Raw genomic sequence first — 26,498 nt, forward strand, 5'->3', positions numbered from 1 at the left:
GCCATGCAAGACCTCGAACTGACGGAAGAACAGGTGATGATTCGCGACATGGCCCGCGAGTTTGCCCGCCGCGAAATAGCCCCCCATGCCCAGCGCTGGGAAAAAGCCGGCTGGATAGACGATGCGCTGGTGGCCAAAATGGGCGAACTGGGCCTGCTCGGCATGGTCGTGCCGGAAGAATGGGGCGGCACGTATGTGGATTATGTGGCCTACGCCCTGGCGGTCGAAGAGATCTCCGCAGGTGACGGTGCCACCGGCGCGCTGATGAGCATTCACAACTCGGTCGGCTGCGGGCCTATCCTCAAATACGGCAGCGAAGCGCAGAAAGAAACCTGGCTGGCCGAACTGGCCAGCGGCCAGGCCATCGGCTGCTTCTGCTTGACCGAACCCCAGGCGGGCTCCGAAGCCCATAACCTGCGCACACGCGCTGAACTGCGCGACGGCCAATGGGTGATCAACGGGGCCAAACAGTTTGTCAGCAACGGAAAACGTGCTCAATTGGCCATCGTTTTTGCAGTGACGGACCCGGAGCTGGGCAAAAAAGGGATTTCGGCCTTTTTGGTGCCAACCGATACACCGGGCTTTATCGTCGACCGCACTGAACACAAAATGGGCATTCGTGCGTCGGACACCTGCGCCGTCACTCTAAACAACTGCACCGTGCCTGAAGCCAACTTACTGGGTGAGCGCGGCAAAGGGCTGGCGATCGCGCTGTCCAACCTGGAAGGCGGGCGCATCGGCATTGCTGCCCAGGCCTTGGGCATCGCCCGCGCCGCCTTTGAAGCCGCCCTGGGGTATGCCCGGGACCGTGTGCAGTTCGATAAAGCAATCATTGAACACCAAAGCATTGCCAACATGCTGGCCGACATGCAAACCCGGCTCAATGCTGCGCGCTTGCTGATCCTGCATGCTGCCCGGCTGCGCAGCGCGGGTAAACCGTGCCTGTCGGAAGCCTCGCAAGCCAAGCTATTTGCCTCGGAAATCGCTGAATACGTGTGTTCCAAGGCCATCCAGGTTCACGGCGGCTATGGCTACCTTGAAGACTACCCGGTGGAGCGTTACTACCGCGATGCGCGCATCACACAGATCTATGAAGGATCGAGTGAAATTCAACGCATGGTGATTGCTCGAGAGCTGAAGAACTACTTGATCTAAACCCTCGATTGCTCGTGATCTTTTGATAGTTAAAAGATCGCGAGCAAGCTCACTCCTACAGGTGCAACGATGCGCCTGACGTCACTGGTTTTTAAACTGGGCTTCGCGCTTGCCGACAAACGCCGCCATGCCCTCTTTCTGGTCATGAGTGGCGAACAGTGAATGGAATACGCGGCGCTCAAAGCGCACACCTTCCGACAGGCTCACTTCAAATGCGCGGTTGACGCTTTCTTTGGTCAACATCAACACCGGCAACGATTTCTTCGCAATCAGCGCCGCGACCTTCAGGGCTTCTTCCAGCAATTCATCCACCGGCACAACACGGGCGACCAGGCCTGAGCGCTCGGCTTCTTCAGCACCCATCAAGCGCCCGCTCAGGCACATTTCCATCGCTTTGGCCTTGCCCACGGCGCGGGTCAGGCGCTGGGTGCCGCCCATGCCCGGCAGCACGCCCAGGTTGATTTCAGGCTGGCCAAATTTGGCGTTGTCACCCGCCAGAATAAAGTCGCACATCATCGCCAGCTCACAGCCGCCGCCCAGAGCAAAGCCGGCCACGGCCGCAATAATCGGCTTGCGCCGCGTCGACACGCGATCACTGTCCGAGAACAGGTCTTCAAGGTAGATTTGCGGGTAGGTCAGTTCCGCCATTTCCTTGATGTCTGCACCGGCAGCAAAGGCTTTTTTCGAGCCGGTGATGACGATACAACCAATGGCATTGTCTGCCTCAAGTTGGTCCAGCGCGTGATTCACTTCGCTGACCAGTTGTGCATTCAGCGCATTCAGCGCTTGTGGCCGATTCAGGGTAATCAGGCCGACTTGCCCGTGAATGTCCAACAGAATGGTTTCGTAGCTCATCGATAACGTCCTCAATTCAAAGATTGCGCGAAATGACCATGCGCTGAATATCGCTGGTGCCTTCATAGATCTGACACACCCGCACATCGCGATAGATTCGCTCCAGCGGGAAGTCGCTCAAATAGCCATAACCGCCCAGGGTTTGCAACGCCTTGGAACACACGCGCTCGGCCATTTCCGAAGCAAACAGTTTGGCCTGGGAGGCTTCGACCAGGGCCGACTGGCCACTGTCGCGCAGGGCGGCCGCATAGCGCACCATTTGCCGGGCGACGGCAATTTCAGTGGACATGTCCGCCAGGCGAAATGCCACAGCCTGATGTTCCACCAGCGGCTGGCCAAAAGTCACCCGCTCGCGGGCATAGTCGCGTGCCGCCTCATACGCTGCCCGCGCCATGCCCACGGCCTGGGAGGCAATGCCGATGCGGCCGCCTTCCAGATTGCCCAAGGCAATTTTGTAGCCCTGCCCTTCTTCGCCCAAGCGGTTGCCCACCGGAATTTTCAGATCGGTAAAGAGGATCTGGCAGGTGTCTGACGCGTGCTGCCCCAGTTTCTCTTCAACCCGCGCCACGCTGTAACCCGGCGTATCGGTCGGCACAATAAAGGCGCTGATGCCGCGCTTGCCCGCCGATGGGTCTGTTACGGCGAACACAATCACCACGCCCGCGTTCTGGCCAGACGTGATGAATTGTTTGCACCCATTAAGTACGTAGTAATCGCCTTCACGGCGGGCGCGGGTTTTCAGGTCGCTGGCGTCAGATCCTGCCTGCGGTTCCGTCAGCGCAAACGCGCCCAACATCTCACCACTGGCCAGCGGTACCAGGAAATCGCGTTTTTGCTGCTCGGTTCCGTATTTCAGAATTGGCACGCAACCGACCGAGTTGTGCACGCTCATGATGGTTGAGCAGGCACCGTCGCCTGCCGCTATTTCTTCAAGGGCCATGGCGTAGGCCTGGTACCCCGTGTCGCAACCGCCCCACTCTTCAGGCACCAGCATGCCAAAAAAACCCAACTCGGCCATTTCACCGATGGCTTCGCGGGGGAAGCGGTGCTGTTTGTCCCACTCAGCCGCAAAGGGCTTCAAGCGCTCTTGTGCAAATTGCCGGGCCGCTTCACGAATTTGTAGGTGTTCAGGTGTGGGCAGCATAAAAACTCCTCAGTACAGGCATTCAACGGCAATCGCCGTGGCTTCGCCGCCGCCGATGCAAATGGCGGCAACGCCGCGTTTCAGATGGCTTTGGCGCAAGGCCGACAGCAGTGTCACCAGGATCCGCGCACCTGAGGCACCAATCGGGTGACCCAAGGCACAAGCACCGCCGTATATATTCACCTTGGCGTGGGGGATCTCCAGTTCACGCATGGCCACCAATGTGACCACGGCAAAAGCTTCGTTGATCTCGAACAGGTCAACGTCGTTGAGCGCCCAGCCGGTGCGGGCCATCAGCCGCTTGATGGCACCCACCGGAGCGGTTGTAAACAGCCCGGGCTCGCCCGCATAGGCCGCATGGCCGTGAATCACCGCTAATGGCTTGAGGCCGCGCTTTTGCGCCTGCGAACGACGCATCAGTACCAGCGCCACGGCACCATCGGAAATCGAGCTTGAGTTGGCCGCGGTGACCGTACCGCCCTCGCGGAATGCCGCTTTCAAGGTCGGAATTTTTGCCAGGTTAGCCTTGGGCGGCTGTTCGTCATCGCTGATCAGGCGCTGTTCCTTGCCGACGGTGACCGTTACCGGCACGATTTCGGCGCTGAAGTGGCCATCCTTGATTGCCTGCTGGGCACGCGTCAGCGAGGCCACGGCAAACTCATCCTGGGTTTCACGGCTGAAACCGTGGGTCTGGGCGCAGTCTTCGGCAAAGGTGCCCATCAGGCTGCCACGCTCATAGGCATCCTCGAGGCCGTCGAGGAACATATGGTCCAGAACCCGGCCGTGGCCCATGCGATAACCGCTGCGCGCGCGGTCCAGCAAATACGGCGCGTTGGACATGCTTTCCATGCCGCCCGCCACCACCACGTCCACGCCACCCGCCAGCAAGCGGTCATGGCCCAGAATGGCCGCTTCCATGCCCGAGCCGCACATCTTGTTCAACGTGGTACAGCGCGTGGACTTATCCAGCCCGGCTCCCAGCGCAGCCTGGCGCGCAGGGGCTTGGCCCAGCCCGGCCGTCAGCACGCAACCAAACAGCACTTCGTCGACCTCGCTGGCCTCAACCCCTGCCCGCTCAACGGCGGCACGGATCGCTGCGGCACCCAATTGCGGGGCGGTCAGGCCTTTGAAATCGCCCTGAAAACCACCCATGGGGGTGCGGGCAACGTTCACTATCACAACAGGATCATGGGTCATCGTCATCTCACACCTCTCAGTTCGCCGCCATACGCAAGGCACCGTCCAGACGGATGACCTCGCCGTTGAGCATGCTGTTTTCAATAATGTGCCGCACCAACGACGCGTATTCGTCCGGTTTGCCCAGCCGCGGCGGGAACGGCACCCCGGCGGCCAGCGAGTCGCGCACCTCAGGCGTCATGCCGGCCATCATGGGCGTTTCAAAAATACCGGGGGCGATGGTCATCACGCGGATGCCGAAACGCGCCAGTTCGCGGGCCGCCGGTAAGGTCAGGCTGGCAATTGCACCTTTGGAAGCGGCGTAAGCCGCCTGGCCGATTTGCCCGTCGAATGCCGCCACCGAGGCCGTGTTGATGATCACACCGCGTTCGCCATCGGCATCAGCAGCGCCGTCAGCTATGGCGGCGGCGGCCAGGCGCATCATATTGAAGCTGCCAATCAGGTTGACGTTAATCACCTGACTGAAACTGTCGAGGGCATGCGGGCCTTTTCTGCCGAGGATCTTTTCGCCGCGCACAATGCCGGCACAATTGACCAGGCCGTGAACCCCGCCAAATGCCGCCACGGTGGCATCAATGGCCACCTGAGCGGCGTCCGCCTGGCTGATGTCGGCCACGGCACTGCGCGCCTGCTCCCCCAGGCTGGCCGCTTGCTGCGCCACGGCCTGGGCATTCATGTCCACCAGCATGACCTTCGCACCGGCCTTGACCAGCATCTGCGCCGTAGCGGCACCCAACCCGGATGCACCCCCGGTCACGATAAATACTTTATTAACGATTTGCATGGTTGCTCCTGAACGTAAACCTGAGGGTTAAGCCGTGGCTCTGGTGTTGGCGGCCAGTTCAGCCTTGGCAATTTCCTGATTGCGCAAAATAAAGCGCTGCAATTTGCCGCTTGGGGTTTTCGGCAACTCGCTGACAAATTCGATTTCCCGGGGGTAGGCATGCGCGGCCAATCGTTGGCGCACATGCAGACGCAGGGTTTCAGCCAACTGTGCATCGTGGGGGAATCGCGGGTTGAGCACGACAAACGCTTTGATCAGCTCTGTGCGTTCCGGGTCCGGTTTACCGACCACGGCGGCCTCAATCACTGCCGGGTGTTCAATCAGGGCGCTTTCGACATCGAAGGGCCCTACGCGATAGCCGGAGGTGGTGATCACGTCGTCGCTGCGCCCGACAAAGCTGATGCTGCCATCGGGGTTCAATTCAACCGTGTCGCCGCTGAGGTAGTACTGGCCGACAAAGGCCTTGGTGGGGAGGCCTTCATAGCCGGCGAACCAGCACATCGGGGACTGGCTGAGGTCAACGGCCAAAATACCCGGTTGGCCCACCGGCAACTCTTGATGATTGTCATCGAGTACCACAATACGGTGGCCCGGCGAGGCAAACCCCGCCGCCCCCATGTGCACCGGGTGGTCGAGACCGTGGTGGTTGCACAGCACCATGCCGAGCTCGGTCTGGCCGTAGTGATCGTGAATGGTCACGTCAAGGTGCTCAGCGAACCAACGGATGACCTCCGGGTTCAGCGGCTCGCCCGCACTGCTGACCACCCGCAACCGGCCCTTGATCTGGCTGGAGAACGTATCGCCTGCCGCAATCAGCAAACGATAAGCGGTAGGTGAACCGGTGAGGTTGGTAATGCCGTATTTCTTGATCACACGGCACGTGCTTTCAACCGTGAAAGGCCCGTCATAGAACGTAATCGGGTGCCCCATCGACAACGGTCCTGTCACACCAAAGTAAACCCCGTAGGCCCAACCCGGATCAGCCAGGTTCCAGAACGCATCCTCGGGGCGCAGGTCAACCGCATCGCGGGTGTAGCCCTGGAACGCGACAATGGCTTTGAGGGGTACGTACAACGGTTTGGCGGGGCCCGTAGTGCCTGAAGTGAACATCAACAGAAACGGGTCTTCTCCGGTCAGCAGCACCGGCTCACAGACCGCCGGGTAGTTGGCCAACTCGGCCCAAAAACTGAAATCACCCCGCACCAGGCCCTGCCCCTTGGCTCCCGCCACCGTGACAATTGCAGGGCAATGTTCGACTTCGTTGAGCTTGGGGCGGTTGGTCGTGTCGGTGATCACGATGACGGCTTGGGCGTTCTGCAGGCGGTAATCGATGGCCTTGGGGCCGAAGGCCGTAAACAAGGGCTGATAGACGGCCCCGATGCGCCAGGTGGCCAGTACCACAATCAGCAATTCAGCCGTTCGGGGCAGCAGCCCGGCCACTCTGTCACCGGGCTTCACGCCCTGGGCCAGAAGGAAGTTGGCAAACCGGGCAGCCTGCTCCTGCAACTGAACAAAGGTCCAGGTTTCGCTGCTGGCATCGCGGCCTTCCCAAAACAGTGCAATGCGCCCCGGCAAGGCGTGACGGTCACAACACTCGACACAGGCATTGAGTGCCGTCAGATTGCCGTCCAGCACACCGCTTGCAGTGCGCGAGTAGTCAAAGTCATTTATCGCGGTCAAATAATCGCGCATCAGTACACTCCCTAGGTCTTTATTTTTAGAAATGGAGGCCGTCGAACAGCGTGCTGATAATCGCCCTGCAAAGGCTCTGCGACAATGGTCAAACCGCTCAAGCTGGTTGACTGTTTTGGCCAATGACGAAACCACCTGTACCCGCGCCAACGCTAGGCGAGAACGGCGCTCAGGCGACCCGGCATTTCAGCCCGGCACGCCGACCGAAGGCCGGATTCGGGCACTACCAACACCCTAGGCATGGATGACCGGCCTGTTGAAAACAGACCCGCCAGTCACATATGTAGCGCACGAAAATATTCACTACATATGTGTTGACGGCGCGAATTTCCCCCAGCATTATGCAGACGTCTTCCCCACCGGGAGCGCTGGAAAGGGTTGTTGCAAGCATGCTCGACGAGCTGTCGGGCTGTTCCGGGATAGGTACTGCCCACAAGGCAGAATTGATGAAGCTGACCTGGCTTGATCGTCCGGTTTTAGGGCGTGAGGGGCTAGCGAAACGTCTTCAAGAGGCTTGTGGTTGATATGACATGTCACACAGGCATCCTGGTTCGCGTTGCTCTCCCTCGCTGCACACTAAATGTTGTAGTGCTTTATCTGACTACTACATATGACCGACTTCAAGACCCGATCTGCTTTGGATGGACACACGTAGCGCTGCATAGGCAGTTGCGCGAATCAATTAGACAGATCAACGCGTGGTCAAGGAGTTAGCTATGAACCTGAATGAAAAACCGTGTGTTAACGAGCTGGCTCGACTGTTCGCTGCTCAGAAAGACTCGCTGAATGATCACATTCTGTGGATCAGCGATGCCGGTGATGTTCGGATTGAACCCGTTACAGCCTGCAAGGAAGAAACCCAATTCGAGAAGGACCGCCCACAGATGCGCGCCCATCTCAAGATGTACCGCCGTGGCCAGGGCTACGTAGGGAAAAAGGCCGCCGCCGATAAAGACTTCATGGCGCGCGTGCTACAAACCCTCACCCTGACGTGGGAAAAGGCGCAAACCGCGCCTGCCCTGGTCAAAGTTAACAGCTACAGCTGATAACCCAACTTAGTGCGTTATAAAACCCGGATAACCTCCGGGTTTTTTAGGTGGCATGACTGACGCGCGCCTGATTACTCACCTACCTCGGCATGTAATCGCGTTGCCAGCGGCGCGGAATGATTAACGACAGCCCGCCCAGCACCGCAGCAAACCCCGCGCTGAACAGTAACGCCTGCAACCCGAACCAGCTTTGCAGCAAAGCCCCCAACACGGCCCCCAGCAACATACCGGCCCACGGCACCAGTTGCACCGACCAGCCTGTACGGCGCTCGCCCAATAACCAACGCCCCAGGCCACGGCCAAAGCGTGACAGGGCACCGGTCACATACGTTAGCCCCACCGATTGTCCGTTCACTTGCTCCACCGCCGCATTCAGCATGCCCATCGCCACCACCGACGCCAGCATGATCGGTATGGGCGATGCAAACGGCATCAGGGCAGCGGCGCACAACAACCCCGAGACAATCAACATCAACGGTAACGCTCGGTGCCCACCCCAGCGCGCCAGCACAATGCCCAGAGCGTTACCGACAACAAACGCCAGCACGGCCAAAGACAACCGTACCACCACTGACACGTCCCACTCGCTGATCGCCACGGCCAGCCTTGTCGTGTTACCGCTCATAAAAGACACATAGTCGCCAGTGGACAGGAACCCGATGGCATCGGTCATACCGGCCAACACGGACAGGCACGCGACAAACCCCATGCCCACCCGACTGCGCCAGGCGCGAATGCGCCGGCGAGCGGGATTGTCCGGTTGAGTGATGGGTTCAGACCGCATGGCAGGACTCCTTGTCGAAAAAAAAACCGAATGAAGATAATCCTTGTCACATAAAAAGAACATAATTCGCCGAATTATGTAGGGCAATTCATAAAAAATTGTCAGTAATATCGAACCTATAGCGTATGAACTCTCTAATAAGAAACTTCTCATCCATGAGAAACCCAATAAAGAAGCCCTTCATGACCCATCCGTTTTGGCACTCGTCGCGACGTAAACCCTTCGTGCTGGCGAGTGTGACCCTCTTACTGACCGCTGGCACAGTCGCTCTCGTTTCCTACGTAGACGACGTGCTAGCCGCACCGTTCGACGGCGTACAAACCCTGATTTTCTTACGGCATGCCGAGAAACCCGAAGGTGGCCTTGGCCAACTGACCTGCCAGGGCTTGAACCGGGCCATCGATCTGGCAACCTTGCTGCCCCAGCGTTACGGCAACGCCAACTACGTGTTTGCGGCCGACCCGTCACGGCAAGTCGCTGAAGGTGACAATAATGATGCCTACAGCTACGTACGGCCGTTGATGACCATCAATCCCAGCGCAATCAAATTGGGACTGCCCATCAACCTGACGTTTTCGGCCAATGACACCCGCGCCCTCGCCAAAGAGCTGGCCGGCAACAAATACCGCAATGCCACTGTTTATACCGCCTGGTCCAACGGCTATTTGCCCGACCTTATAAACAACGTGGCCGGCAAGGCGCTGGACAAAAAAACCACCCTGATTGACGACTGGCCCAGCTCGGACTTTGACTCGCTCTATGTGCTGACCGTGACGCGTAAAGACGGCAAAACCACGCTGGTCAGCCGCGTTGAAAAGCAAGGCCTCAATAATGGCACCCGCGACTGCCCGTCCTGATCTGTTCATGCCCTCTGCGCACGGGCATTTGAACTTATCTTCATCAATGCCAACCTTGTAGCGCACTAATGGCCTAAAACGCTGTCCTATGCCGCAACTACTTTTTGTTCAGCGCGGTCACAGCCCGCGCTACCCACTTCTGTGGTGTCAACGCCTCAAGGTACTTGCATGAAGATCAAAGCTATTCGTTTGCCCCTCGTGATCATGGCGGTACTGGCACTGGCGGGCTGCGCAACGCCCAGCCTGGTGACCCTGCAAAACGGTACCCAATACCTCACGAAAGACCGCCCCACCACCACCAATAAAGACGGCTTTTATGAGTTCGTCGATATCGCTGGCAAGCACATCAAAGTCCGCGCCGAAGACGTTTCCACGATTAACACCGATAGCTGAACAGGCCCTGCCGGGCGTCGCACGCGCGCAGTCCGCAGTTAACCACCTGCCATTATCAGGCTGCGATAATGGCCAGGATTGGTGCCCGACCATTTACGGAACGCCTTGTAAAACGAGCTGGTGTCGGCAAAGCCCAGTTGCAGGGCAATGTCCGCAAAACTGTGGTCCGGGTCAGCCAGCCAGCCGATGGCCAGTTCCTTGCGCACACCATCTTTGAGCCCTTGCCAAGTGTGCCCTTCTTCAGCCAACCGTCGCCGCAGCGTTGAGGCTGACATGCACAAGCCTTGCGCCACCCCTTGGGTTTCCGGCCACTGCGTGGCAGGCAGTTGGCGCAACACCTGCTTGATCTGGCTGGCCAGGCTTTGCGGGTCGCGGTATTTGACCAAAATATTGGCCGGTGCCTTGGCCAAAAAGCGTTGCAGTTCTGCGGGGCTGCGCCTGATCGGTGAGTCAAGGCAGTCAGCCGCAAAAATCATCCGGGTGCTGGGGCGATCAAAGCGCAGGTTTTGCGAAAACATCACTTCATAGTCTTCGCAATACAGCGGTTGGCTTGCGCGCAACTCAATGGCCAGAATCGGTATCCGTCGGCCGGCCAACCAACATGCCACACCGTGCACAATCATCCAGTACGTGAAATACGTAAAAGCGCGACGGGGCTGGGCTTCTGGCTCCTGCAAGACAATTTGCGCCAGGCTTTGCTGGCGCACCAAGCGGGCGGGCACGCACTGCAACATCAACGACAAAAAGCCCAGTACCGACTCAATGCCTTGCGCCAGGGTGGGCTGAACCATCGCCGAGCGGCACATATACGCCAGGCTACCTGCCCGCAACGGGCGCGGGTCCATGCCAAAAAACTCATCATCGAGACGCCGCGCCAATAGCCGCCACATGCGCGCATACGCCAGGGCAGGCACCCGGACATCCTCCCTGTCGAGCAACAGCGGATCAATGCCCACCTTGACCAACACGTCGTCCATCACGCTGCGCGAATCACAGCTCTGTCGCAATGCTTCGCGTACCAGATGGATAGAGATGGTGTCCTTGTTCAACATTAACCTTCGCCTACGCTGCCGTTAAAGAGACGGCCATCTTAAGCAGCGCAGATCAAAAAGCCAGTGGCTGACAGGCCTGCCCCTTTTTTCCTGACATTTAGCTGAACATGAAACATTATTAAGAAACGTTTCAGCTTTTTGCGGGCAAACTGTGATCTCTGCACAAAAGCCTTATTCAGGTGACGGTATGACCCGCATTTTGACCATCGAAGACGATGCCGTAACAGCAAAAGAAATCGTGGCTGAACTCAGCAGTCACGGGCTGGAAGTGGATTGGGTGGCCAATGGCCGCGAAGGCTTGGTTCGCGCGGTCAGCGGCGACTATGACCTGATCACCCTGGACCGGATGCTCCCCGAGCTGGACGGTTTGGCCATTGTCACCACGCTGCGCACCATTGGGGTCAGCACGCCGATTCTGATGATCAGCGCCCTGTCCGATGTCGACGAGCGGGTGCGCGGCCTGCGCGCCGGCGGCGATGATTATTTGACCAAGCCCTTCGCCAGCGATGAAATGGCCGCCCGGGTCGAAGTCCTGCTGCGGCGCAAAAACCCCGTCGACAAGCATAAAACTTCGTTGCGCGTCGCCGACCTCGAACTCAATGTGATGACCCGTGAAGCCAGCCGTGCTGCGCAGCCACTGAGCCTGTTGCCCACCGAATACAAACTGCTGGAATTTCTGATGCGCAACACCGGGCAAATTCTCTCGCGGATGATGATTTTCGAAGAGGTCTGGGGGTATCACTTTGACCCGGGTACCAACCTGATTGATGTGCACATCGGCCGCCTGCGCAAGAAAATCGACCCGGCGGGTCAAGTACCGCTGATTCGCACCGTTCGAGGCTCGGGTTATGTCATTGCCGAACCCCTCTAAGGGCTGGCGTTCTTCCAGCAGCCGTCTGCTGGCGCTGTACAGTTTTTTGTTCGTGGCCTGGAGCTGCATCCTGGTGGGGGTACTGTATTACGAAGTCTCGGATTACCTGGGCAACCTGGCCAAGCACTCGTTGATGCAACGCCAACACCTGTTTGCACGCTTTCAGGGCGAGCAACTGGATGAAGCGCTGGCCACCAGCATGACCTTCGATATGCGTGCTGTAGACGCCTACGGCCTGTTCGATGCACAACAGCGGCCCATCAGCGGCCCGATCCAGAGCATCCCTGCCGAGCTGCCGCTTGATGGCAACATTCATGAACTGAGCACCTGCATCACCTCCAACGACCCCAACCTGCCGCAGGACAGCTGCGATGCCGTGGCCACCCAAACCCTCGATGGGCGCTGGCTGGTGTTGGTGCGCGACAACGGTTCGCTGTTTGCTGTAAACCGCCTCATTGTGCATGCGCTGCTGTGGGGCCTGTCGCTGACCATCATTCCTGGTTTTATCGGCTGGCATTTGTTGCGCCGCCGGCCGCTGCGGCGCATCCGGGCCATTCAGGCCAGCGCCGAAGCCATTGTCGCGGGCGACTTGACGTACCGCTTGCCGTTGTCCGATCGCCGTGACGAACTGGACATGCTGGCCGCCATCGTCAACGCCATGCTCGACCGTATCGAGCGGCTGATGCACGAAGTCAAAGGTGTGTGCGACAACATCGCCCACGATCTGCGCACGCCCCTCACCCGCTTGCGCGCGCAGTTGTATCGCATGCAGCAGCACGCACGGGAAGGCTCGCCCGAAGCCCTGCAACTGGATCAGGTGCTCAACGAAACCGACACCTTGATGGCGCGCTTTCGCGGCCTGCTACGCATCTCTGAACTGGAAGACCATCAGCGTCGCTCGGGTTTCCTGCCCCTCGACCCGGTGGCGCTGCTGCAAGAGCTGTATGATTTTTACCTGCCCCTGGCCGAGGAAGGCCAGGTCACGCTCACACTGCAAACCCCCGCCAGCCTGCCCGGCATGACGGGCGATCGTGCGTTGCTGTTCGAGGCATTGGCCAACCTGCTGAGCAACTCCATCAAGTTCACCCCGCCGGGGGGCCAAGTGATTCTGCTGGCAAGCCAGGAAGACGGTGGCCCGTGCATTGAGGTGCTCGACACCGGCCCGGGCATTCCCGAAGCCGAGCGAGAGGCCGTGTTCCAACGCTTCTATCGCTGCGATGAAACACACGCCGGCTTTGGCCTGGGCCTGTCGATCGTGGCGGCCATCGTTAACCTGCATGGCTTTACCCTGAAGGTCAGCAACCGTGAAGGCGGTGGCGCGCGGCTGACCCTGCATTGCCAACAAAGCCTGATCCCCACAGGCTCTTCGCGCGGGCAGGTCTGACACGGTCTTATCGCCGGTACGGCGGCAAGCGCCACATCTACATATAATCATTAGGAATATATAAATCGTTTTATATTCTTTTTTAAAACAAAAAAATCCTGCAAGACTCTCGTCATAGCCCTTCCAACTCATGATGAGAACCCCATGAAAAAGCTCACTGCCCTCACCGCTCTGACCCTGGCTGTTTTGTCGGGCCTGGCCCACGCCGACCGTCTGGACGACATCAAAAAATCCGGTGTGCTGCGGGTAGCCTCGTTCGACAGCAACCCACCGTTCGGTTTTATTGATGCCAAAAGCAAACAGATTGAAGGCCTGGACGTTGATTACGCCAAAGCCATCGCCGATAAACTGGGCGTAAAGCTGCAACTGCTGCCGACCAACCCGGCCAACCGCGTGCCGTTGCTGGTGGCCAATAAAGTCGACCTGGTACTGGCCAACTTCACCATCACCCCTGAACGCGCCGAACAAGTGAATTTCAGCATCCCCTACTTCGCGTCGGGCCAGCAGTTCATCGTCAAGAAAGGCACGCTCAAGTCGCAAGACGACCTGAACACCTGGCGCGTGGGGGTCGACAAGGGCACGGTCAACGAAGGCGTGCTGCGTGAGAAATTCCCGGGTGCCAAAGTGATCGCCTACGACGATACCCCGTTCGCGTTCACCGCACTGCGTAACGGCAACGTGCAAGCGATCACCCAGGACGGCCCCAAGTTGATCGGCCTGCTGGCCAATGTGCCCGACAACGACAAGTACGAAGTGCCGCCGTTCACCATTTCCAACGACCTGATCGGCGTGGGCATCCCTAAAGGCGAAACCGCGCTGACCGAGGTGGTCAACGAAACCCTGACCGAGCTGGAAGCCCAGGGCAAGGCACAATCCATTTATGACGCCTGGTTCGGCCCGACCACCAAGACCCCGCTGACCCGCCTGTACAAGATCGGCGACAAGAGCTAGGGCTCTCGCTTTAACATCAAGCCCGTCACGGTCTACCGGACGGGTTTTGTTCGTTTCTGGATGGACGCTGTTTTATGTTCGGTGAACTGCTTGCCCCGCGTTACCTGCACTGGCTGCTGGATGGTTTTGTACTGACGTTGTTTCTTTCACTGGTGACCTGCGTCGCCGCGACCGGGCTGGGGTTTTTACTGTGCCTGGCTCGCCTCTCGCCTTCACGGCTGTGGTCCTGGCCCGCCCGGGCTTACCTGGCCGTGTTTCGCAATACACCGCTGCTGGTTCAGCTGTTTTTCTGGTATTTCGGGGTGACAGCGATGCTGCCTGAAGGGCTGGTGATATGGCTCAATCAGCCCCGTAGCCTGTCGCTGGGGCTGTTTGATATTGAATGGCCGTCGTTTGAATTTCTGGCCGGGTTCTGGGGGCTGATGCTCTACACCACGGCGTTTATCGGTGAGGAATTCAGGGCCGGCGTCCATTCGGTGCGCCCCGAACAGCGTGCGGCAGGCCTGGCGATGGGTTTTACCTCGGCACAGGTGTGGCGCTTTATCGTGTTCCCGCAAGCGTTGCGCACTGCGTTGGGGCCTTTATTGGGGCAATACATGAACGCGCTGAAAAACTCGTCGTTGACCATGGCCATTGGCTTGGCGGAGCTGTCGTACGCCTCGCGCCAGGTCGAGACCGAAACCTTTAAAACCTTTCAGGCTTTTGGCTTCGCCACCCTGCTGTATGTGGCGAGCATTGCTCTGATTGAGGTCGTCGGCCAGCTCATTGCCCGTAGCAAGTGGTACAAACAGGGAGTGGTGTAAACCATGGACTTTTCGGTTATCAGCGACAACCTGTCGTACTTTTTACTGGGTGCCTGGCCCAACGGCCCGCTGGGCGGTGCCGCGCTGACCCTGCTGTTGAGCGCGCTGTCGGGCGTCATCTCGGCCCTGCTGGGCCTGGCCCTGGGTGTCACTCTGGTGCTGATACGGGGTTGGGCCCGCTGGGCAGTGCTGGGGGTATTGGGCTTTCTGCGGGCCATCCCGGTGGTGATGCTGATTTTCTGGAGCTACTTTCTGCTGCCCATCGTGTTCAACGTCGATGTGCCGGCGCTGGCCACCGTGGTGTGCGCCCTGTCATTGATTGGCGGTGCATACCTGGCGCATTCGGTGTATGCCGGCATCAGCAGTTTGCCTCCCGGCCAGTGGGCTGCCGGCAAAGCCCTGGGGCTGAGCACGGCTCAGGTGTTGCGCCTGATCATTCTGCCGCAAGCCTTGCCGATGATGCTGCCGTCGTTCCTGAACCAGTGGATCTCGCTGATCAAAGACACGTCACTGGCCTATGTGATTGGCGTGGGTGAATTGTCATTTGTCGCCACTCAGGTCAGCAACCGGGTGATGGTGCACCCCACCGAAATCTTCCTGTTTGTGGCGCTGGTGTACTTCGTGTTTTGCAGCACCTTGGACCTGATTGCCAACCGCTGGGTCAAGCCCAAGGCACCGGCCCGCTGAGGGTCGCCGCTACCGCAGGCTGCGATCGACTTACCCGCCTCGCAGCCTCGTGCCTTCGTCAGCGACAACAGGTCAACGCCGGTGCGCCAGTGAGTGCACCAGGCGGTCGCCCAGGCTTTGCACGCCCTGCACCAAAACCACCAAAACCACCACCGTGGCCACCATCACCTGGTTATTGAAGCGTTGGTAACCGTAGCGAATCGCCAGGTCTCCCAACCCGCCGCCGCCAATCACGCCAGCCATGGAGGAAAAGCCGATCAGCATCACCAGCGTCAGGGTTACGCCAGCCAACAGGGCTGGCAGCGCCTCGGGCAGCAACACTTTAAAGATCACATGGCCAATGTCGCCGCCCATCGCCAGAATGGCTTCGATGCGGCCTTTATCAACTTCGTCCAAGGCGTTTTCGACGATGCGCGCAAAAAACGGAAACGCCCCGATGGTGATCGGCACCACCGCAGCCGTGCTGCCCAACGTGGTGCCCACGATCAAGCGCGTCAGCGGAATCAGGGCGATCAGCATCACCACAAAGGGCAACGAGCGGCCCAGGTTCACCACTGCGCCCAGCGCCGCGTTGAGCCGAGGCATCGGGTACACGCCCTTGCTGCGGCTGATAAACAGCAACACGCCCAGTGGCAAACCGATCAACAGGGTAAAAAAACCGGCCAGCAGCACCATGTACAGGGTCTCACCCGTGGCCGTGAGCACCAGTTGCAAAATGTCATTCCAATCGACGTTCCGGTTCATAAGCGCTCTACCCTGACCCCGCGCTGGTTAAGAAAAGCCACCACCTGGCTCAGTTTCGGCTCAGTGCCAGCGGGTTGCAGCGCCACACGCAAACGCCCGACCTGCCGCCCACCGACGGCTTCAACGCCACTGGCCAGTAATGTCACCTGCACGCCCTGTGATTGCGCCAGCGCCTCAATCACCGGTGTTGCGCGTTGCGCATCGAAGAAACTCAAGTCCAGCACCTGGCTGTTATCGCCCAGGGCCGTGCTGAAGCCCGGCAACAAGGAGCGCCCCAACGCCGAATCCGGGTTGGCCAACAGGTGCGCAATCGGGCCGGCTTCCACCACCCGGCCGTTAGCCAGCGACGCGGCGTGATCGCAAATGGACTTCACCACGTCCAGTTCATGGGTGATCAGCACGATGGTCAGCCCCAGTTGGCGGTTGATATCGCGTAGCAGCTCCAGAATGGAAGCGGTGGTTTCGGGGTCCAACGCGCTGGTGGCTTCGTCCGACAGCAAATAGGCCGGGTGCGCCGCCAGCGCGCGGGCGATGCCCACCCGCTGTTTTTGCCCGCCCGACAATTGCGAGGGAAAGGCCTGTGCCTTGTCGCTCAACCCCACCAGGTCGAGCAGCTCTCGTACGCGCGCATGCCGTTGTGCCTTGCCGACCCGGGCAATTTCCAGAGGCACGGCGACGTTGTCGAACACATTGCGCGAATGCAGCAGGTTGAAGCCCTGAAAAATCATACCGATGCGCTGGCGCTGGCGGCGCAGGTCCAGGTCGGACAGCGCGGTCAGGTCCGCGCCATCCAGCACAATGCGCCCGCTGCTGGGGCGCTCCAGCAGGTTAAGGCAGCGCAGCAGGGTTGACTTGCCCGCACCGCTGCGCCCCAGAATGCCATACACCGCGCCGTCGGGAATGCTCAGCGACACCCGGTCCAGCGCTGGCGCAGTCGCACCGTCATAGGTTTTGCTCAACTGCTCGACGGCGATCATGGTGCCTTGTCCGCCGTCGCCACCGGGATCACCGACCCCGAGTAACGCTCATTGATAAACGTGGCCACTTCTGGCGACAGCAAGTCCTTGGCCAACCGCTGAATCCGCGGGTCGTTCTGCAATGCCGGCGTGGTCACCAGGATATTGGCGTAAGGGTTGTTGGTGGCGGTTTCCAGCCCCAGCGCATCCTTGGCCGGAACCAGGCCGGCATCCAGTGCATAGTTACCGTTGATCACCGCCAGGTCGACGTCATCCAGCGATCGGGGGATTTGCGGCGATTCGATCTCCAGAATCTTCAACTGCTTGGGGTTTTCAGCGATGTCTTTGGGCGTGGCCTGGTCGGTGGCCGGGTTATTGAAACCCGGCTTGAGCTTGATCAACCCGTTGTCCTGTAACAAGTACAAGGCACGGCTCAGGTTGGTGGTGTTGTTGGGCACCGCCACCGTGCCTTTTTGTGGCACTTGGTCCAGGGTTTGGTGGCGGCGCGAGTAAATGCCCAAGGGCTCGATATGCACGGTCGCGGCCACGGCAAACGGTTTGCCCAGCGCTTGCTCCTGAGACTTGAGGTACGGCAGGTGCTGGAAGTAGTTGGCGTCGACATCGCCGTGAATCAACAGCTCATTGGAGTTCACGCCATTGGGGATCTCGATGATTTTGAACGTCAACTGCGGGTCGATTTTTTGCACGTAAGCCAAAATTTCGGCATGGGGCACCGGGTCAGCAGCAATGCGCAAAGGCTCCTGTGCCAGCGCACTTAAAGAAGCGAGCAACCCACCCAGTACCGCCAGCGTCAATCCAGTTTTCTTGAACATGGTGCAATCCTTTTTCAGGCGCTGAGCGCAGAGGGAATCAAAGCATCGGCGTAAAAACGCTGGGCCACATCGGGGTGCGAACGCAGGCGACCTTTGAGGTAATTCCAGCCCACGTCTCTGAACAACGGGTTATCCGGATCGCTGGCCGGGCCACGGGCTTCACGCAGCAACGCGGCGGGCAATGGGTACAGCGGCACTACCGTATCCAGTTGGGCCCCCAGGAAAAACGCAATTGACAGCCGCTCTTGCCCTTTGGGCGGCGAAACCACACGGTGCACCGTGGCGCGCAAGTAGCCGTTGGTGGCCAGTTCCAGCAACTCGCCGATATTCACCACCAGGGTGTCGGGCAATGGCGACGCATCAATCCAGCGCCCCTCTTCAATTTCGACCTGCAGGCCCGCCTGTACGTCCTGCAACAGAAAGCTCAAAAACCCTGAATCCTTATGGGCACCCACACCTTGGTTGCTTTCGTCAGGACCTTGGCCCGGGTAACGCATCAGTTTGATGTGCTCATTGGGTTGATCACCGTACAACGGGTCGAACGCGTCGGGTGCCAGCGACAGTGCTTCGGCAAACGCGCGCAATAGGCGCAGCGACATCACCGTCATGGCTTGCTGCCATTCCAGCAGCAAGGGCTTGAACGCAGGCAAGGCTTCAGGCCACTGGTTGGGCCCTTGCAGGCGGGTCCAGTACGGGCTGTTGTCCGTCTGAGGCACGGTTGCCCGCTCCGCCCCGAGGTCGAATTGCTCGCGCAAATCGGGCTTGCCACGGGTGATTTCCGAGGCGGCGGTGTTGTAGCCACGAAAGTGCGGCGAATGGATCATGCCGACAGCGGCTTTTTCGGCGTCCGGCAAGGCGAAGAACTGACGGGCGTTGTGTTGCACCTGCTTGAGCACCTCGCTGTCGATGCCATGCCCCGTCAGGTAGAAGAACCCTACGTCCCGAGCGGCATGGCGCAGTGCTTCCAGAAAACCCTGGCGCTGGGCTTGCGTGCCGTCCAGCAATGACAAATCCAGAATGGGTAAGGCGGTGATGTCCCTTGTATGCGGCATGGCTCACTCCCGTGTGAATCAACGAAAAGGCAGCGGGACAGTGAAGTGTCCGGCGTTTCGTTAAATCTAAACGATCTTAAAAAAAGTAAACCAATACCTTTTTAGAATTAGCTTAGGCGCAAACACCACTGCCGTCGGGAGGGCTCGGTCTTCAGGGGCGACGGCTGGCAGCGACGGCGATGTGTCGTCAGGGTGTTCCCTAATGGGGCATCGCACACCGCAATGCTCCCTTCTGTAACACACCCACCCGACCCAGCCTTTAACAGCCCCTGCCCTGCCATCGCCCCGCAACCCAGAAAAAACCTCAAGCCAAGCCCGGATTCAATGCGTGTAGGAAAAGTCGGCACACGGATTGCAATATCGTATACGAAATTCTTGAACACCTTTAAATAGCCCACCCACGATGCCGAGGTTTCCATGAAAAACCCTGTTCTTGCCGTAGCTATCAGCGCTGTTCTCAGTACTTCCTTTGTCGCCACGGCCCAGGCCGACAAGCTGGACGACATCATCGGTTCAGGCAAACTGCGCTGCGCCGTGACCCTGGACTTCCCACCGATGGGCTCACGGGACGCCGCCAATAAACCAATCGGCTTCGATGTGGACTACTGCAACGACCTGGCGAAAGTGCTCGGCGTCGATGCTGAAATCGTGGAAACCCCGTTCCCTGACCGTATTCCGGCCCTCGTCTCCGGGCGCGCTGACGTGATTGTGGCATCGACCTCCGACACCCTGGAACGCGCCAAAACCGTCGGTTTGAGCATCCCTTACTTCGCGTTCCAGATGGTGGTGCTGACCCGCGATAACACGGGCATCAACAGCTTTGAAGACCTCAAGGGCAAAGCCCTGGGTAACACCAGCGGCACCTATGAAGCCATTGCCCTGGAAAAAGACGTGAAAAACTGGGGATCGGGCTCGTTCCGCGCCTATCAGTCGCAAAACGACACCCTGCTCGCGGTAGCCCAAGGGCACATCGAAGCCACTGTCGTGACCAACACCGTGGCCGCCGCCACCCTCAAGTCGGGCAAGTACAAGAACCTCAAAATCGCCGGTAACGCACCGTACGTGGTCGACTACGTATCGCTGGGGGCCAAGCGCAACGAGTACGGCCTGCTCAACTACCTCAACCTGTTCGTCAACCAACAAGTGCGTACCGGGCGTTACAACGAGCTGTGGACCAAGTGGGTCGGCAGTGACATTCCACCGGCCAACCTGACTGTTCCGCACGTTTACTACTGAGGTGGCCCGCATGCTCAGGACCACGTCTCTTGATGGCCGCAGCCTGGTCTGCGGCGCCGCCCAAGGGCCCTTGTTATTCGCTGATGTCGGGCTGAGTTTCTGGGGCGGGGTTGACCCGTTTACGGGTGAGGTCATTGACCGTCACCACCCGCTGAGCGGCGAATGCCTGGCAGGCCGGGTGTTGGCTATCCCCAGCGGTCGCGGCTCGTGTACCGGCAGTAGCGTGATGATGGAACTGATCAGCAATGGTCATGCCCCCGCCGCGCTGGTGCTGGCCGAAGCAGATGAGATTTTGACCCTGGGCGTGCTGGTGGCACAGACCCTGTTTGAGCGTTCATTGCCGGTGCTGTGCATCGGCAAGGAGGCCTTTGGTGCCTTGAGCGGCCAGGCCTTTGCGCGGGTCGACGGCCCTCGTGTGAGCCTGTTTGATGCCCTGCCCGACGATGGCTGGACGCCGCCGCTCACGCCGGTGAGCAGCGACGACGTCGGTGGTTCGATTGCACTGACTGCACTCGATCAGGCACTGCTGAACGGCGCGCATGGCAAGGCCGCGCAAGTGGCCATGCAGATCGTGCTGCGCATGGCCCGCTTGCAAGGGGCCGAGCAACTGCTCGACATCACTCAGGCGCATATCGACGGCTGTATTTATACAGGCCCGGCGAGTTTGCGTTTTGCTCAACAACTGGTGACGTGGGGCGCGAAAGTGCGCGTGCCCACCACCCTGAATTCGATTTCGGTAGACCAGCGCCGCTGGCGCGAACTGGGCATCAACCCGGCACTCGGTGTACCGGCCAGCGCCTTGGGCGATGCCTATATGGCCATGGGCGCACAACTGAGCTTTACCTGCGCGCCTTACCTGCTGGACACCGCACCCGTCGCTGGCGAGCAGATTGTCTGGGCCGAGTCCAATGCGGTGGTGTACGCCAACAGCGTATTGGGGGCACGGACGCTCAAGTACCCGGACTATCTGGACATCTGCATCGCCCTGACCGGCCGCGCGCCGCTGATTGGTTGCCACCTGGACGATCAGCGCAAGGCCGCCCTGCACATTGCGGTGGCCCCCGTGGGCCAACTGGATGATGCCTTTTACCCTTTGCTCGGCTATCACGTCGGAGCCTTGGCCGGCAGCCGCATCCCGCTGGTCTCGGGCCTGGAGCACCTGGCCCCCGACACCGATGACCTGAAAGCCTTCGGCGCAGCGTTTGCGACCACTTCGGGCGCACCGCTGTTCCACATTGCCGGGGTCACCCCTGAAGCCCTCGACCCTGCACAGGTGCTGCAAGGCCCGGTGCCGACGATCACCGTCAGCCAGGCCGATTTGCTGCACAGTTGGCAGGAACTGAACAGCGCCACCGACCCTGAAGTAACCATGGTGTCACTGGGCAACCCGCACTTTTCGCTGACCGAGTTCGGCCGGCTGGCGCAGTTGTGCCAAGGGCAGCATAAACACCCTGACGTGGTAATGGCCATTACCTGCGGCCGCGCGGTGCTGGAGCAAGCTCGCAACGCCGGGTACCTGGCCCCGATCGAAGCCTTTGGGGCCACGCTGGTCACGGACACCTGCTGGTGCATGCTCGGCGAGCCGGTCATCCCGCTCGCAGCCAAAACCTTGATGACCAACTCAGGCAAATTCGCCCATTACGCCCCCGGCCTGGTGGGGCGCAAAGTCCATTTCTCCAGCCTTGCCGAGTGCGTGCATGCAGCCTGCAACGCCAAGGCCAGTGGGCACCTGCCCGACTGGCTGAGCCCAGGCAACTTACCGGAGACGCCAGCCCATGTTTGATTACACGTTCCAATGGCGCTCAGCGATGCGCGCCTTGCCCGACATGCTGGCCGGTGCGCTAGTGACCTTCGAGACCGCCGTGCTGTCGATGATTTTCGGCGTCGTCATCGCCCTGGCCCTGACCGTGATGCGCGAAGCGAAAAACCCGGTGTTACGCGGTTTCGGTAACACGTGGGTGTCCATCGCCCGCAACACACCATCGCTGTTCCAGATCTACGTGTTGTATTTCGGCCTGGGCTCCATGGGCTGGCACGTCAGCTCCTGGGTGGCCTTGCTCGCGGGCATTACCTTCAACAACGCCGGTTACCTGGCCGAAAACTTTCGCGGCGGCCTCAAGGCCGTGCCCGACACCCAAGTGCGGGCCGCACGCTCGCTGGGCATGAGTGCCTTTCAGACCTACCGCATGATCGTCGTCCCGCAGTTGCTGCGCATCGTCTACTACCCGCTGACCAACCAGATGGTGTGGGCGGTGCTGATGACCTCACTGGGGGTCATCGTAGGGCTCAACAACGACCTGACCGGCGTGACCCAGGACCTCAACGTCAAAACGTTCCGCACCTTCGAGTATTTCGCGATGGCCGCGGTGCTGTATTACCTGATTGCCAAAGCGATCGTCGCGGTAGCCCGGCTGATGGCCTGGCGCCTGTTCCGCTACTGAGGACGTGACCATGTTTTCGACCAGTTTTACCTGGAATGACTTTGTGTTTTTGCTGGAGGGTGCCTGGGTCACCCTGCAACTGACGGGCTGGGCCATTTTGCTGGGCACGTTTGCCGGCCTGATCTTCGGCCTGCTCCGGGCGCTGTTGCCAAGGGCCAGCCTGCCGCTGTCCTGGGTGCTCGATGTGTTTCGCAGCGTGCCGTTGCTGATTCAGTTTGTGCTGTTCAACTCGCTCAAGAGCATTGCCGGGCTGAACATCAGCGCGTTCACCGTGGGCTGCATCGTGCTCGGAGTGTACGCCGCCGCGTACTTCACCGAAATCGTGCGCAGCGGCGTCTTGGCGGTGCCGTTCACGGTGCGCCGGGCCAGCCGTTCGCTGGGCCTGAGCTACCTGCAGGACTTGCGCTACATCGTGCTGCCCATCGCCACCCGCGTGGCCTTCCCGGGCTGGCTCAACCTGGTGCTCAGCGTGATGAAAGACACCGCGCTGGTGATGTGGATCGGCATTGTCGAACTGCTGCGCGCCTCGCAGATTATCGTCACCCGTATTCAGGAACCGTTGCTCGTGCTGCTGGTCGCGGGCCTTATCTATTACGTCATGAGCCTGGTGGTAGCCCGCCTCGGCGCTCGTCTGGAAAGAAGGTGGCAAGAAAATGATTGAGATCGACAACGTCTATAAATCCTTCGGCGACCTGGAAGTGGTCAAGGGCGTGAGCCTGACCGTCAACAAGGGTGAAGTGGTCTCGATTATCGGTGGCTCGGGCTCGGGGAAATCGACCCTGCTGATGTGCATCAACGGCCTGGAACCCATCCAGCGTGGCAGCATCCGGGTGGACGGCCTTGAAGTGCATGACCGCGCCACCGACCTCAACCGCTTGCGGCAGAAAATCGGCATTGTGTTCCAGCAATGGAACGCCTTCCCACACCTGACCGTGCTCGAAAACGTCATGCTCGCCCCGCGCAAGGTGCTGGGCAAAAGCAAGGCCGAGGCAGAAGCCCTGGCCGTGCAGCAGCTCACCCACGTGGGCCTGGGCGACAAGCTCAAGACCTTTCCCGGCAAGCTGTCCGGCGGCCAGCAACAGCGCATGGCGATTGCTCGCGCCCTGGCCATGTCGCCGGACTACATGCTGTTCGACGAAGCCACGTCGGCCCTTGACCCGCAGTTGGTGGGCGAAGTGCTGGACACCATGCGCATGCTCGCCGAAGACGGCATGACGATGGTGCTGGTGACCCATGAAATTCGCTTTGCGCGGGATGTGTCCGACCGCGTGGCGTTCTTTCGTAACGGCCTGGTGCACGAAATCGGCACGCCCGATCAAGTCATCGGCAACCCTGTGCACGCGGAAACCGCGGCCTTCCTCAAGTCGGTCAAATAGGAGCAAAGCATGCGTTCATCGAAAATCATCCATGTGGTCAGCTGTCACGCCGAAGGTGAGGTCGGGGACGTGATTGTCGGCGGTGTGGCTCCGCCCCCCGGGGCCACGGTGTGGGAGCAGTCACGCTGGATTGCCCAGGACGACGTGCTGCGCAATTTTGTCCTCAACGAGCCCCGTGGCGGCGTGTTCCGTCACGTCAACCTGCTGGTGCCGGCCAAAGACCCGCGCGCGCAAATGGGCTGGATCATCATGGAGCCGGCCGACACGCCGCCGATGTCCGGGTCCAATTCGCTGTGCGTGTCCACGGTGCTGCTCGACAGCGGCATTTTGCCGATGACCGAACCGCAAACCCGGCTGGTGCTCGAAGCGCCGGGCGGGCTGATCGAAGCCGTGGCCGAATGCCGGGACGGCAAGGTTGAGCGGGTCGAAATCAAGAACGTGCCCTCCTTCGCAGACCGCCTGGATGCGTGGATCGAGGTCGAAGGCCTGGGCTCGATCAAGGTTGATACCGCCTATGGCGGTGACAGTTTCGCCCTTGTCGATGCACACACTTTGGGCTTTTCGATTACCCCCGACGAAGCCGCCGACCTGGTGGCCATCGGCTTGAAAATCACCCGGGCGGCCAACGACCAGTTGGGCTTTGTGCACCCGTTAAACCCGGACTGGTCGCATATCTCGTTCTGTCAGATTGCCGCACCCGTGGTGTACGAAAACGGCATCGCCACCGGAGCTAACGCCGTGGTGATCCGCCCCGGCAAGATCGACCGCTCACCCTGTGGCACCGGCTGTTCGGCGCGCATGGCGGTGTTGCAGGCCAAAGGGTTACTCAACGTGGGGGACCGGTTTATCGGCCGCTCGATTATCGGCTCCGAGTTTCACTGCCGCATCGACTCCATGACCGAAGTGGCCGGGCGCACCGCCATTTACCCGTGCGTTTCAGGGCGGGCCTGGATTACCGGCACCCACCAACACCTGCTGGACCCGAGCGACCCGTGGCCCGAGGGCTATCGCCTGTCCGACACCTGGCCGGGGGCGTAGAAGAAACTTGCCTGGAACATGTAGGAACGAGCTTGCTCGCGATCGTTTAAAGCACAACCGATAGCGAGCCATCGAACGTGGACCGGCTCCCCCGACTAAGCGACCGAGCGTAGTAAGCGTGTGTAAATAACACTGGCCCATTATTGGCACATAACATATCGTATACGAAATACAATCAAAGCAACCGGAGGCAACAAACAATGAGCAAGCGCATAAACTGGAGTGGTGTCTTCCCAGCGGTGACCACTCAATTCAACGACGACTTCACCATCAACCTGGACAAGACCCACGAAGTGATTTCCAACGTCATCCGTGACGGCGTTTCAGGCCTTGTGGTGTGCGGCTCGGTGGGTGAAAACACCTCGCTGACCGCTGAAGAGAAAATCGCCGTGACCGAAGTGGCCGTGGCCGCCTCGGCGGGTCGTGTGCCAGTGATCTGCGGCGTAGCCGAATTCACCAGCGTGCAGGCTGCCAAAGTCGCCAATGCCGTGCGCAAAGTGGGTGTTGACGGCGTGATGCTGATGCCCGCGCTGGTGTATGGCTCCAAGCCGTTCGAAACCGCCGAGCACTACCGCTACGTGGCTAAAAACGCTGACGTACCGTTGATGGTGTACAACAACCCGCCCATCTACAAAAACGATGTGACCCCGCAAATCCTGATCTCCCTGGCCGACTGCGACAACGTGGTGTGCTTCAAGGACTCCTCCGGCGACACCCGTCGCTTTATCGACATTCGCAACGAAGTCGGTGACCGTTTCGTGCTGTTCGCTGGCCTCGATGACGTGGTGCTGGAAAGCATCGCGGTAGGCGCTGAAGGCTGGGTGTCGGGCATGTCCAACGTGTTCCCGAAAGAAGGCGAAACCATCTTCCGCCTGGCCAAAGCGGGCCGTTTTGCTGAAGCCATGCCGATCTACGAGTGGCTGATGCCGATCCTGCACCTCGATGCCCGCGCCGATCTGGTGCAGTGCATTAAGTTATGCGAAGCTCTCGCCGGCCGTGGCAGCGCCCTGACCCGTCCACCGCGACTGGCACTGCCTAAAGAAGACCGTGAATTTGTCGAACGCATCATGGCCAAAGCCCTGGCCAACCGCCCACAGCTTCCCGATGTCGGTCTCTGAGTAACTGCCGGGCGGGCCTTTAGCGCCCGCCCCGGCGACTCGCCGT

27 protein-coding genes are annotated in these 26,498 nt (G+C 59.8%); 16 read left to right on the forward strand and 11 right to left on the reverse strand.

Annotated features, from left to right (window positions below; genetic code table 11):
- Positions 1-3: 3 nt before the first annotated feature.
- The gene (locus Q1W15_RS03390) at positions 4-1,155 is read left to right on the forward strand and encodes an acyl-CoA dehydrogenase family protein (protein WP_300720178.1); all 1,152 of its coding nucleotides are present in this window, start codon (positions 4-6) and stop codon (positions 1,153-1,155) included.
- Between the two features lie 81 nt (positions 1,156-1,236).
- Here Q1W15_RS03390 and Q1W15_RS03395 read toward each other — a convergent pair whose 3' ends face one another.
- Genes Q1W15_RS03395 through Q1W15_RS03415 form a run of 5 tightly spaced genes read right to left on the reverse strand, consistent with a single transcriptional unit; the run spans position 1,237 to position 6,827 of the window.
- Positions 1,237-2,010, reverse strand: coding sequence for an enoyl-CoA hydratase (locus tag Q1W15_RS03395; protein WP_300720180.1), 774 nt, complete (start codon positions 2,008-2,010; stop codon positions 1,237-1,239).
- A gap of 16 nt (positions 2,011-2,026) precedes the next feature.
- Entirely contained in the window at positions 2,027-3,154 is a 1,128-nt protein-coding gene (locus Q1W15_RS03400) for an acyl-CoA dehydrogenase (RefSeq protein ID WP_300720181.1), read from the reverse strand.
- 9 nt (positions 3,155-3,163) lie between these two features.
- The gene (locus tag Q1W15_RS03405) at positions 3,164-4,357 is read right to left on the reverse strand and encodes an acetyl-CoA C-acyltransferase (protein WP_300720182.1); all 1,194 of its coding nucleotides are present in this window, start codon (positions 4,355-4,357) and stop codon (positions 3,164-3,166) included.
- A 10-nt stretch (positions 4,358-4,367) separates the two neighbouring features.
- Positions 4,368-5,135, reverse strand: a complete 768-nt coding sequence (locus tag Q1W15_RS03410) for an SDR family NAD(P)-dependent oxidoreductase (protein ID WP_300720184.1) — start codon at positions 5,133-5,135, stop codon at positions 4,368-4,370.
- 27 nt (positions 5,136-5,162) lie between these two features.
- Complete coding sequence (locus tag Q1W15_RS03415; protein WP_300720186.1) at positions 5,163-6,827, reverse strand: AMP-binding protein; 1,665 nt, start codon at positions 6,825-6,827, stop codon at positions 5,163-5,165.
- Positions 6,828-7,543: 716 nt separating this feature from the next.
- Between Q1W15_RS03415 and Q1W15_RS03420 the strand changes: the two genes are divergently transcribed.
- Positions 7,544-7,873: a hypothetical protein gene (locus Q1W15_RS03420; protein ID WP_300720187.1), complete on the forward strand. Its 330-nt coding sequence runs from the start codon at positions 7,544-7,546 to the stop codon at positions 7,871-7,873.
- Positions 7,874-7,955: 82 nt separating this feature from the next.
- On the opposite strand, the gene Q1W15_RS03425 is transcribed toward Q1W15_RS03420, so the two are convergent.
- Positions 7,956-8,660: a YoaK family protein gene (locus Q1W15_RS03425; RefSeq protein ID WP_300720188.1), complete on the reverse strand. Its 705-nt coding sequence runs from the start codon at positions 8,658-8,660 to the stop codon at positions 7,956-7,958.
- Between the two features lie 182 nt (positions 8,661-8,842).
- Here Q1W15_RS03425 and Q1W15_RS03430 point away from each other — a divergent pair, with 182 nt between their 5' ends.
- Together Q1W15_RS03430 and Q1W15_RS03435 are read left to right on the forward strand one after the other, a co-directional pair.
- Complete coding sequence (locus Q1W15_RS03430; protein ID WP_300720190.1) at positions 8,843-9,517, forward strand: histidine phosphatase family protein; 675 nt, start codon at positions 8,843-8,845, stop codon at positions 9,515-9,517.
- A gap of 168 nt (positions 9,518-9,685) precedes the next feature.
- Positions 9,686-9,910, forward strand: coding sequence for a YgdI/YgdR family lipoprotein (locus Q1W15_RS03435; protein WP_300720192.1), 225 nt, complete (start codon positions 9,686-9,688; stop codon positions 9,908-9,910).
- A 38-nt stretch (positions 9,911-9,948) separates the two neighbouring features.
- On the opposite strand, the gene Q1W15_RS03440 is transcribed toward Q1W15_RS03435, so the two are convergent.
- Positions 9,949-10,962, reverse strand: coding sequence for an AraC family transcriptional regulator (locus tag Q1W15_RS03440; protein ID WP_300720193.1), 1,014 nt, complete (start codon positions 10,960-10,962; stop codon positions 9,949-9,951).
- Positions 10,963-11,149: 187 nt separating this feature from the next.
- Here Q1W15_RS03440 and Q1W15_RS03445 point away from each other — a divergent pair, with 187 nt between their 5' ends.
- From Q1W15_RS03445 to Q1W15_RS03465, 5 genes are all read left to right on the forward strand, one after another.
- Complete coding sequence (locus Q1W15_RS03445; protein ID WP_300720195.1) at positions 11,150-11,833, forward strand: response regulator transcription factor; 684 nt, start codon at positions 11,150-11,152, stop codon at positions 11,831-11,833.
- Entirely contained in the window at positions 11,811-13,217 is a 1,407-nt protein-coding gene (locus tag Q1W15_RS03450; protein WP_300720197.1) for a HAMP domain-containing sensor histidine kinase, read from the forward strand. The genes Q1W15_RS03445 and Q1W15_RS03450 overlap by 23 nt, the downstream gene beginning before the upstream one ends.
- Positions 13,218-13,361: 144 nt before the next feature.
- The gene (locus Q1W15_RS03455; RefSeq protein ID WP_300720199.1) at positions 13,362-14,168 is read left to right on the forward strand and encodes an ABC transporter substrate-binding protein; all 807 of its coding nucleotides are present in this window, start codon (positions 13,362-13,364) and stop codon (positions 14,166-14,168) included.
- 74 nt (positions 14,169-14,242) lie between these two features.
- A complete protein-coding gene (locus Q1W15_RS03460; RefSeq protein WP_300720200.1) occupies positions 14,243-14,971 on the forward strand; it encodes an amino acid ABC transporter permease in 729 nt (242 codons plus the stop codon).
- A gap of 3 nt (positions 14,972-14,974) precedes the next feature.
- Positions 14,975-15,658 carry an amino acid ABC transporter permease gene (locus tag Q1W15_RS03465; RefSeq protein WP_300720201.1) on the forward strand — a complete coding sequence of 228 codons (684 nt, stop codon included), beginning with the start codon at positions 14,975-14,977 and terminating at the stop codon, positions 15,656-15,658.
- 72 nt (positions 15,659-15,730) lie between these two features.
- Here Q1W15_RS03465 and Q1W15_RS03470 read toward each other — a convergent pair whose 3' ends face one another.
- Genes Q1W15_RS03470 through Q1W15_RS03485 form a run of 4 tightly spaced genes read right to left on the reverse strand, consistent with a single transcriptional unit; the run spans position 15,731 to position 19,243 of the window.
- Positions 15,731-16,402 (reverse strand): methionine ABC transporter permease, encoded by a 672-nt coding sequence (locus tag Q1W15_RS03470; RefSeq protein WP_300720203.1) that lies wholly within the window; start codon positions 16,400-16,402, stop codon positions 15,731-15,733.
- Positions 16,399-17,379, reverse strand: a complete 981-nt coding sequence (locus tag Q1W15_RS03475) for a methionine ABC transporter ATP-binding protein (protein WP_300720205.1) — start codon at positions 17,377-17,379, stop codon at positions 16,399-16,401. Before Q1W15_RS03475 ends, Q1W15_RS03470 begins: the two co-directional genes overlap by 4 nt.
- Complete coding sequence (locus tag Q1W15_RS03480; RefSeq protein ID WP_300720207.1) at positions 17,376-18,191, reverse strand: MetQ/NlpA family ABC transporter substrate-binding protein; 816 nt, start codon at positions 18,189-18,191, stop codon at positions 17,376-17,378. The genes Q1W15_RS03475 and Q1W15_RS03480 overlap by 4 nt, the downstream gene beginning before the upstream one ends.
- A gap of 14 nt (positions 18,192-18,205) precedes the next feature.
- Entirely contained in the window at positions 18,206-19,243 is a 1,038-nt protein-coding gene (locus Q1W15_RS03485) for an isopenicillin N synthase family oxygenase (RefSeq protein WP_300720209.1), read from the reverse strand.
- 417 nt (positions 19,244-19,660) lie between these two features.
- Between Q1W15_RS03485 and Q1W15_RS03490 the strand changes: the two genes are divergently transcribed.
- The 7 genes from Q1W15_RS03490 (at position 19,661) to Q1W15_RS03520 (ending at position 26,452) form a co-directional block, all read left to right on the forward strand.
- Entirely contained in the window at positions 19,661-20,479 is an 819-nt protein-coding gene (locus Q1W15_RS03490) for a transporter substrate-binding domain-containing protein (protein WP_300720210.1), read from the forward strand.
- 10 nt (positions 20,480-20,489) lie between these two features.
- Entirely contained in the window at positions 20,490-22,262 is a 1,773-nt protein-coding gene (locus tag Q1W15_RS03495; protein ID WP_300720212.1) for an aconitase family protein, read from the forward strand.
- Complete coding sequence (locus Q1W15_RS03500) at positions 22,255-22,920, forward strand: amino acid ABC transporter permease (protein WP_300720214.1); 666 nt, start codon at positions 22,255-22,257, stop codon at positions 22,918-22,920. Before Q1W15_RS03495 ends, Q1W15_RS03500 begins: the two co-directional genes overlap by 8 nt.
- Positions 22,921-22,930: 10 nt before the next feature.
- Positions 22,931-23,581 carry an amino acid ABC transporter permease gene (locus tag Q1W15_RS03505; RefSeq protein WP_300720216.1) on the forward strand — a complete coding sequence of 217 codons (651 nt, stop codon included), beginning with the start codon at positions 22,931-22,933 and terminating at the stop codon, positions 23,579-23,581.
- Complete coding sequence (locus tag Q1W15_RS03510) at positions 23,574-24,296, forward strand: amino acid ABC transporter ATP-binding protein (protein WP_300720218.1); 723 nt, start codon at positions 23,574-23,576, stop codon at positions 24,294-24,296. Before Q1W15_RS03505 ends, Q1W15_RS03510 begins: the two co-directional genes overlap by 8 nt.
- A gap of 9 nt (positions 24,297-24,305) precedes the next feature.
- The gene (locus Q1W15_RS03515) at positions 24,306-25,334 is read left to right on the forward strand and encodes a proline racemase family protein (RefSeq protein ID WP_300720220.1); all 1,029 of its coding nucleotides are present in this window, start codon (positions 24,306-24,308) and stop codon (positions 25,332-25,334) included.
- Positions 25,335-25,534: 200 nt separating this feature from the next.
- Positions 25,535-26,452: a dihydrodipicolinate synthase family protein gene (locus Q1W15_RS03520; RefSeq protein ID WP_300720222.1), complete on the forward strand. Its 918-nt coding sequence runs from the start codon at positions 25,535-25,537 to the stop codon at positions 26,450-26,452.
- Positions 26,453-26,498: the final 46 nt, after the last annotated feature.

The organism is Pseudomonas sp. (assembly GCF_030150285.1).
GTDB lineage: Bacteria > Pseudomonadota > Gammaproteobacteria > Pseudomonadales > Pseudomonadaceae > Aquipseudomonas.